Raw genomic sequence first — 6,875 nt, forward strand, 5'->3', positions numbered from 1 at the left:
GCTTCGTCCGGACCTATTTTGTCTAGACCTATTGCCCCACCCGCGACCCGCGGGCTACCTTTCCCGCTGCTCGGAGTCCTTCAAGAATCCGTCAAGTCCCTTGATGGGCAAGGGTGGGAGGAGCAAGTCCGCATGCAGGACCGGAGTCTTTCCCGACGAACCGTGCTCGCCTCCGCGACCGTGGTCGCCGCGGGCGCGACGGCCGTCTCGGGTGTGGCAGCCACCCCGGCGGTCGCCCACTCGCGCGACCGCCGCCTCAAGAAGATCATCTCCAGGATGAGCGTCGAGGCGAAGATCGGCCAGCTGTTCGTGCCGTACTTCTACGGTACGTCGGCGACTTCCCCCAGCCCGCTCGACCAGGACCGCAACCTCAAGGAACTCGGCGTCCGCACCGTGGCCGAGCTCATCGCCAAGTACCAGGTCGGCGGGGTCATCTACTTCTCCGGCTGGGCGAACAACATCCAGGACCCCCGCCAGGTCGCGGACCTCAGCAACGGTGTGCAGCGGGCCTCGCTCGCGCTGCCCACCCCCATCCCCTCCCTGATCTCCATCGACCAGGAGCACGGCGTCAACGTCCGCATCGGCAGCGGCGCCACCCAGCTGCCGGGCGCGATGGCGCTCGGCGCGGGCCGCTCGCTCTCCGACGCGCGCACCGCCGGCTGGATATCGGGCACCGAACTCGCCGCCCTCGGCATCCATCAGAACTTCGCGCCGGTCGCCGACGTCAACGTCAACCCGGCCAACCCCATCATCAACGTCCGCTCCTTCGGCGCCGACGCCCGCGAGGTCGGTCGCATGGTGGGCGCGCAGGTGACGGGTTATCAGCGGGCCGGTGTCGTGGCCTGCGCCAAGCACTTCCCGGGCCACGGGGACACCGGCGAGGACAGCCACACCGGGCTGCCCGTGATCACCCACACCCGCGAGGAGTGGGAGCGCATCGACGCCCCGCCCTTCCGGGCCGCGATCGCCGCCGGCGTCGACTCGATCATGACCGCGCACCTCCAGGTCCCGGCGCTCGACCCCAGCAACGAGCCCGCCACCCTGTCGCCCGCCATCCTCCAGGGCGTGCTCCGCGACGAACTCGGCTTCGACGGTGTGATCGTCACCGACGCCCTCAACATGCAGGGCGTACGCACCAAGTACGGCGACGACCGCGTGCCGGTCCTCGCCCTCAAGGCCGGCGTCGACCAACTGCTCTTCCCGCCGAACATGGACGTCGCCTTCAACGGTGTGCTGGCCGCCGTCCGGGGAGGGGAGATCACCGAGGACCGCCTCGACGCATCGGTCCTGCGCGTCCTGCGGATCAAGGACAAGGCCGGCCTGCTCGGCGGCAGCCCCTACGTGTCGCAGAGGGAGGTCGACCGGGTCGTCGGCGCCCGGGGCCACCAGCGCGCCGCCGCCCGTATCGCCGAGCGCACCACCACCCTGCTGGTCAACGAGGACGACACGCTCCCGCTGCGCCGCGGGCAGCGGAGGCTGCTCGTGGTCGGCGCCAGCCCGGCCTTCCCGACCGACGCCGACCGCACCACGGTGCCCGAGCTGGCCAAGGCGTTCGGTGAACTGGGCTACGGCACCACCCACCTGGCCACCGGCCGGACACCCGACGCGGCGAAGATCGACGAAGCCGTGGCCGCCGCGCGGGGACGGGACGCGGTGGTGGTCACCACGGACAACGTCGGTGCCACCAGCGCGCAGCGCACCCTGGTCTCCCGGCTGCTCGCGACCGGCGTCCCCGTCGTCCACCTCGCGGTGCGCAACCCCTACGACATCGCCCACCTCGGCGACGTCCGGGCCTCACTGGTCTCCTACTGCTGGACCGAGGTCGAACTGCGCGCTGCGGCCCGGGTGATCGCCGGGCGGGTCGATCCGCGGGGCAAGCTGCCCGTGCCCGTCCAGCGGGCCGACGATCCGGCCAGGGTCCTCTTCCGCATGGGACACGGCCTGTCGTACGACGACTGAGGTCGGCACGGCCGCACGGATGCCGGCTCCGGTGCTTCCGCTTCAGGGGGCGTCGGGCCGGCCGCCGCGGCTCGCGCCCGGTTCGGCCGCGCAGGCCCGGTCGGTTCGCGGGCGCTCCCCGGTGACCAGGAAAGCGGTCGTCGCGTCGTTGAGGCAGCGGTTCTTCAGGTAGAGGTAGGCGAGGTGCCCGCCCTGGTCCGCGGTGATCATCCGCGCCCGCTCGCCGAAGGCCGCGCGCAGTGCGCGGGCACCGGACAGCGGCGTGGACGGGTCGCGCAGGTTCTGCACGATCAGCACGTTTGACGGTCCCCGGTCGCTGATCCGCACGGGCGGCTCGGACGGTTCCGTCGGCCAGAACGCGCAGGGCCAGATGTTCGCCGCCGCCGCGCCGAACATCGGGTGCCGGACGCGGTCGGTCCCGACGTTGCGCTGGTACGTGGCGACCGACTCCGGCCAGTCGCGGTCGTTGCAGAGCACGGCGAGCTGACCGGCGGCGGGGTTGTCGGCCGGCTGCCCGGGCGGCACCTCGACGGGCGGTGTCGGCGGGAGGGCCCGTCCGGTGTCGACGGCCTGCCAGATCTCCGCCAGTTCGGGCAGCCACAGGTCCAGGTAGAGCCGCTCGAACGTGACCTTGCGGAACTTCTTGCCGTCGAATCCGTCCGGCCTCGGCTCCGCGTCCAGCCGGGCGGCGAGCTCGAAGTACTTCTCCCTGATCCGCTCCACCGAGGTGCCGAAGCCGTACTCCGGATGTTCCGACAGGTACGTCGCGAAGTCGGGGAACCTGTCCTCGACGCCCTCCCCGAATCCGCGGGTGGCCGACGGTCCGCTGCCTTCGGGGCCCATCGCGCTGTCGAGCACGAACTGCGCGCTCCGGCGCGGGAACAGCGTGGTGTAGACGGACCCGAGGTAGGTGCCGTAGGAGACGCCCAGGTAGGAGATCTTCGGCTCGCCCAGGGCGGCGCGGATCCGGTCCATGTCACGGGCGGTGTTGGCCGTGCTGATGTGGGGCAGCAGGGAAGCCGTCGCCGCCGAACCGCACTTCTCGGCGACCTCGGCGGCGTGCTCGGCCTGCCGGGCCACGTCGGCCCGGTTCAGCGCGTAGTCGGGGACGTTCGCCGTCGCCGTCGCCTCCCCCTCCAGGCCGCAGGTCACCGGCGCGCTGTAGCCGACGCCTCGGGGGTCGAAGCCGATCACGTCGTAGGTGTCGAGCACGCTCTGCGGCACGCCGTAGTACTTCAGCACCAGCGGGTAGCTCAGGCCGGGCGCCCCCGGTCCGCCGGCGTTCGTGAACAGCACGCCTCGGCGCCTTTCGGAGTTCGTGCTCGCCAGGCGTGAGATCGCGACGTCGATCTTCCTGCCGTCGGGGTTCCGGTAGTCCAGCGGCACCTTGAGTGTGCCGCACTCCAGTCTCGGCAGTGGGGTGCCGGGGCACTCTCCCCAGCTGATCCGGCCGGGGGGCGCCGTCGCGCTCGGTGCCGTCTGCGCGGAGGCGCCCTGCCAGGTGAGCAGCGCCACCATGAGGGTGGCGAGGACCCCGACGAGAAGCTTTCGCATGCAGTACTCCTTGCTCTTTGCTTTGTGGAGCGTGGTGTGGGGGGGCAGGGGCGGGTCAGCCCGCCGCGCCGTCGAGGAGTCGGCTGTAGCGGAGCCGCAGGGCACGCTCCGTGCTGGCCGTCACCGTGATGAGGCCGGCCACGGTGTTGCCCCAGGCCGGCAGGTCGACGGGCGCGGTGAAGGTCCCGCCGACGTGCCGGGCGATCTCCTCCGGCCGGGTGAGCTGTTCGGCGAGCTGCGTGAGGACGAGGAACAGGCCGACGAGGAGCACGACCGCCGAGAGGAAGTCGACGGCGCGGCTCACCACGGGGTGCTTGCGGTCGAAGTGGGCGCGGCGCCCTTCGGCCGAGTCGCGGTCGGGGACGAGTGGGTACTCGGTCCCGTCGTCGGTGACGTAGTGGCAACGCTTGAGCCCGAACTCGCTCCGCCTCACCTCCACGACGCCGCCCGGGACGGGGAAGGCGGCGGGGAGCTTCGACTCGGCGTGCTGCCTGCCGTCGAGGTACAGCTGGGCGCTGACCCTGCCGGAGTCGTCGCTCTTCCCGTGCCTGACGTCGACGGCGTAGACGCTGCGGCCGCCGTCGTCGTTCGGCAGCCGGAGGTAGAACAGGGCGCGGAACGGCAACTGCCACCAACGGAAAGGCTTCAGCGCCCGCCCGTCCCCCGGCCTGACCCGACCCATGGCCCGCCTTCGGCGCACGTCGTCGAACATGCCTCCCACTCCCTCTGCTCGCTTCGCCTTCGGTTGTGTCCCGGCGCTGGAGGGAGTCTGTTCGTGCGGCGCGGCCCCGCACATCGGCCCGGCGGACCGGAACGTCTTGGACCACGGGCGAGGCGGGAATTCGACTTTGGTCTAGGGCGTCTCAGTCCTCGGGCCGAGTCACCGGCGCGACTGTTTCGCGATAATGGCCTGGTGAACATGGACGTCGCACCACGGCTCGGGTGGTGGCAGCAGACCTGGCGGCTGACGGCGGCCGCGGCCCTTGGCCTGGTGCTCTGGATCACCACCGGCGTGGCGGTGTCGAACGGGCCGGCGGGCGAACCCGGTACCTGGTACTTCGTCGGCGATCCACTGGTGGCTCTCGGGTGCCTGACGGCGCTCGTGTGGCGACGGCGGTTCCCGGTCGCCGTCGCCCTGGGAGTCACGGCCGCCTCGACCGTGTCGGTCATGTCCACCGGCGCCACGCTGTTGGCACTGGCGTCGGTCTCCACCCGTCGTCGTCCGGTGGAGATCGCGGTCGTCGTGGCGGTCCACCTGACCGCGTCGCAGTTCGGCGCCGGGCTCTACCCGATCGAGACCCCTCCCGGAGCCTTCTGGTACCAGGTCGCCACGCCGTTCCTGACCGCGGGCATCGCGGTGGCGATGGGCATGGCCGTCGGGGCCCGGCGCGTCGAGGTGCGGTCCCTGCGGGAGCGGGCGGAGAGCGCGGAGCGGGAGCAGTCCGCGCGGGCGGCGCAGGCGCGGGCCCTGGAACGCAACCGGATCGCCCGCGAGATGCACGACGTCCTCGCCCACCGCATCTCCCTGGTCGCCATGCAGGCCGGCGTGCTGGACCACCGCCGGGATCTCAAGGCCGAGGAGAACCGCGTACTGGTCCGCGGCATCGCCGAGGGGTCCCACCTCGCCCTGGAGGAGCTACGGGACGTCCTCGGCGTGCTCCGGGCCGACCCCGGTCTCCCGGAACCGCCGCAGCCCTCGCTGGACGGCGTCCCCGACCTGGTGGCCGACGCCCGCGCGTCCGGGCTGGACGCCACGCTCGCCGGCACCGTGACGGGGACGCCGCCCGACCTCGTCGGCCGCACCGGCTACCGGGTCGTCCAGGAGGGGCTGACCAACGCCGCCAAGCACGCCCCGGACGCGCGCATCCGCATCACCCTGGAAGGAGCGGCGGGCGACAGCCTCCGGGTGAGCGTCCGCAACTCCCCGTCGACCACGACGGCCGCGAAGCCGCCGGCGTCGGGATTCGGCCTGCTCGGCCTCGGCGAGCGTGTCGACCTCGCCGGCGGAGAGCTGCGCCACCACCCCACACGGGACGACGGCTACCTCCTCAGCGCACAACTGCCCTGGCCGAGCCCCACACACGAAAAGGGAGCATGAGTGGACAGCGAGCGGGAGCCGGTGCGGGTCGTCGTAGTCGACGACGAACAGCTGGTGCGCATGGCGCTGCGGCTCGTCATCGACGGCGAACCGGACCTGACCGTCGTCGCGGAGGCGGCCGACGGCGACACGGCGATCGCCGTGGTGGACGAACACCGGCCGGACGTCGTGCTGATGGACGTGCGGATGCCCGGCCGTGACGGTCTCAGCGCCACCCGGGAGCTGCTCACCCGGCCGGCGCCGCCGCGGGTGCTGATCCTCACCACCTTCGACTCCGACGATCTGGTGCTCGGCGCCCTGCGCACCGGAGCGCTCGGGTTCGTCCTCAAGGACACCCAGCCGCCGCAGCTCCTCGAAGCGGTGCGGACGGTCGCGGACGGCAATCCCGTCCTGTCTCCGGCCGCCACGGCCCGGGTGATCGCCGCGGCCACCGGTCCGCACTCCTCGCACGCCCGCGACTCCTCGCGCGACGCCGCGCGGAAGCAGCTGGCCACGTTGACCGAACGGGAACTCGACACCGCCCGGGCCATCGCCGACGGGCTGGGCAACCCGGAGATCGCCCGGCGGCTGCACATCAGCGTGGCGACGGTCAAGGCGCACACCGGCAGTCTGTTCGCCAAGCTGGCGGTCGAGAACCGGGTGCAGATCGCCCTCCTGGTGCGTGACGCCGAGGGGTGACCCCTGGCAGGAGTGGCCGCTGACGGCCGGTCAGAGGTCGTCGGACGAACCCAGGCCGGTGAGGGCACCCACCGGGTCGAGGTCGGGGGTGCCCCGTGGCCACCAGTCCTCCCGGCCGGGCTCCGACTCGTAGGCGTACCAGAGCCCTGACCGGCCGAGCCGGAGCTGGACATGGCCTCCGGGATGGGTGAGGCGGTTGCGCCAGGGCCGGAACGCGGGGAGGTCGGCGGCGAGCAGCAGGGGGCGGGCCCGGTCGAAGCGGCCGGCCGGCGGGTCCCAGGCCTCCTCCAGTACGTCCAGGCCGTCGGCGCCGCCCTGTCGCCAGGCCGCCACGGCGCGCGCCAGGTCGGCCTGGTCCCGGCCCGCCGCGCCGGCCAGGGAGGCGTAGAGCGCCCGGGTGCCGGCGGTGAGACCGGAGCCGGGGCGGGCCGCGGCGAGACGGGCGGCGTCCTGCCAGAGCGTCAGCCCGCCCACCGGGTCACGGCCGGTGGTGAGCAGGGCGTGGGCGCGAGCGGCGGCGTCGGTGGCCAGCTGGTCCAGCGCGAAGGGGTCGGGTCCGCCGGGTGCCGCGGGGTAGGCCGGGGGT

General features: G+C 72.7%; 5 protein-coding genes and 1 pseudogene. 3 read left to right on the forward strand and 3 right to left on the reverse strand.

Going from position 1 to position 6,875, the window contains the following annotated elements; translation table 11 throughout:
• Nucleotides 1-132 precede the first annotated feature (132 nt).
• Nucleotides 133-1,959, forward strand: a complete 1,827-nt coding sequence (locus DMH12_RS15225) for a glycoside hydrolase family 3 protein (protein ID WP_125492108.1) — start codon at nt 133-135, stop codon at nt 1,957-1,959.
• Between the two features lie 42 nt (nt 1,960-2,001).
• Here DMH12_RS15225 and DMH12_RS15230 read toward each other — a convergent pair whose 3' ends face one another.
• A complete protein-coding gene (locus DMH12_RS15230) occupies nt 2,002-3,513 on the reverse strand; it encodes an alpha/beta hydrolase (protein ID WP_221763127.1) in 1,512 nt (503 codons plus the stop codon).
• A gap of 55 nt (nt 3,514-3,568) precedes the next feature.
• Complete coding sequence (locus tag DMH12_RS15235; RefSeq protein ID WP_125492109.1) at nt 3,569-4,225, reverse strand: hypothetical protein; 657 nt, start codon at nt 4,223-4,225, stop codon at nt 3,569-3,571.
• Between the two features lie 201 nt (nt 4,226-4,426).
• On the opposite strand from DMH12_RS15235, the gene DMH12_RS15240 reads away from it, so the two are divergent.
• Together DMH12_RS15240 and DMH12_RS15245 are read left to right on the forward strand one after the other, a co-directional pair.
• Nucleotides 4,427-5,611 (forward strand): sensor histidine kinase, encoded by a 1,185-nt coding sequence (locus tag DMH12_RS15240; RefSeq protein WP_125492110.1) that lies wholly within the window; start codon nt 4,427-4,429, stop codon nt 5,609-5,611.
• On the forward strand, nt 5,612-6,289 hold the full coding sequence (locus DMH12_RS15245) for a response regulator transcription factor (RefSeq protein WP_125492111.1): 678 nt from the start codon (nt 5,612-5,614) through the stop codon (nt 6,287-6,289).
• Between the two features lie 30 nt (nt 6,290-6,319).
• On the opposite strand, the pseudogene DMH12_RS15250 reads toward DMH12_RS15245, so the two are convergent.
• Nucleotides 6,320-6,875 (reverse strand): annotated as a pseudogene (locus DMH12_RS15250) (hypothetical protein); the annotation flags it as partial.

The organism is Streptomyces sp. WAC 04229 (assembly GCF_003947455.1).
Taxonomy (GTDB): domain Bacteria; phylum Actinomycetota; class Actinomycetes; order Streptomycetales; family Streptomycetaceae; genus Streptomyces.

Coding starts and splice junctions, on each gene's coding strand:
- DMH12_RS15230 (WP_221763127.1), bottom strand. CDS start 3,513: ATGCGAAAGCTTCTCGTCGGGGTCCTCGCCACCCTCATGGTGGCGCTG.
- DMH12_RS15225 (WP_125492108.1), top strand. CDS start 133: ATGCAGGACCGGAGTCTTTCCCGACGAACCGTGCTCGCCTCCGCGACC.
- DMH12_RS15235 (WP_125492109.1), bottom strand. CDS start 4,225: ATGTTCGACGACGTGCGCCGAAGGCGGGCCATGGGTCGGGTCAGGCCG.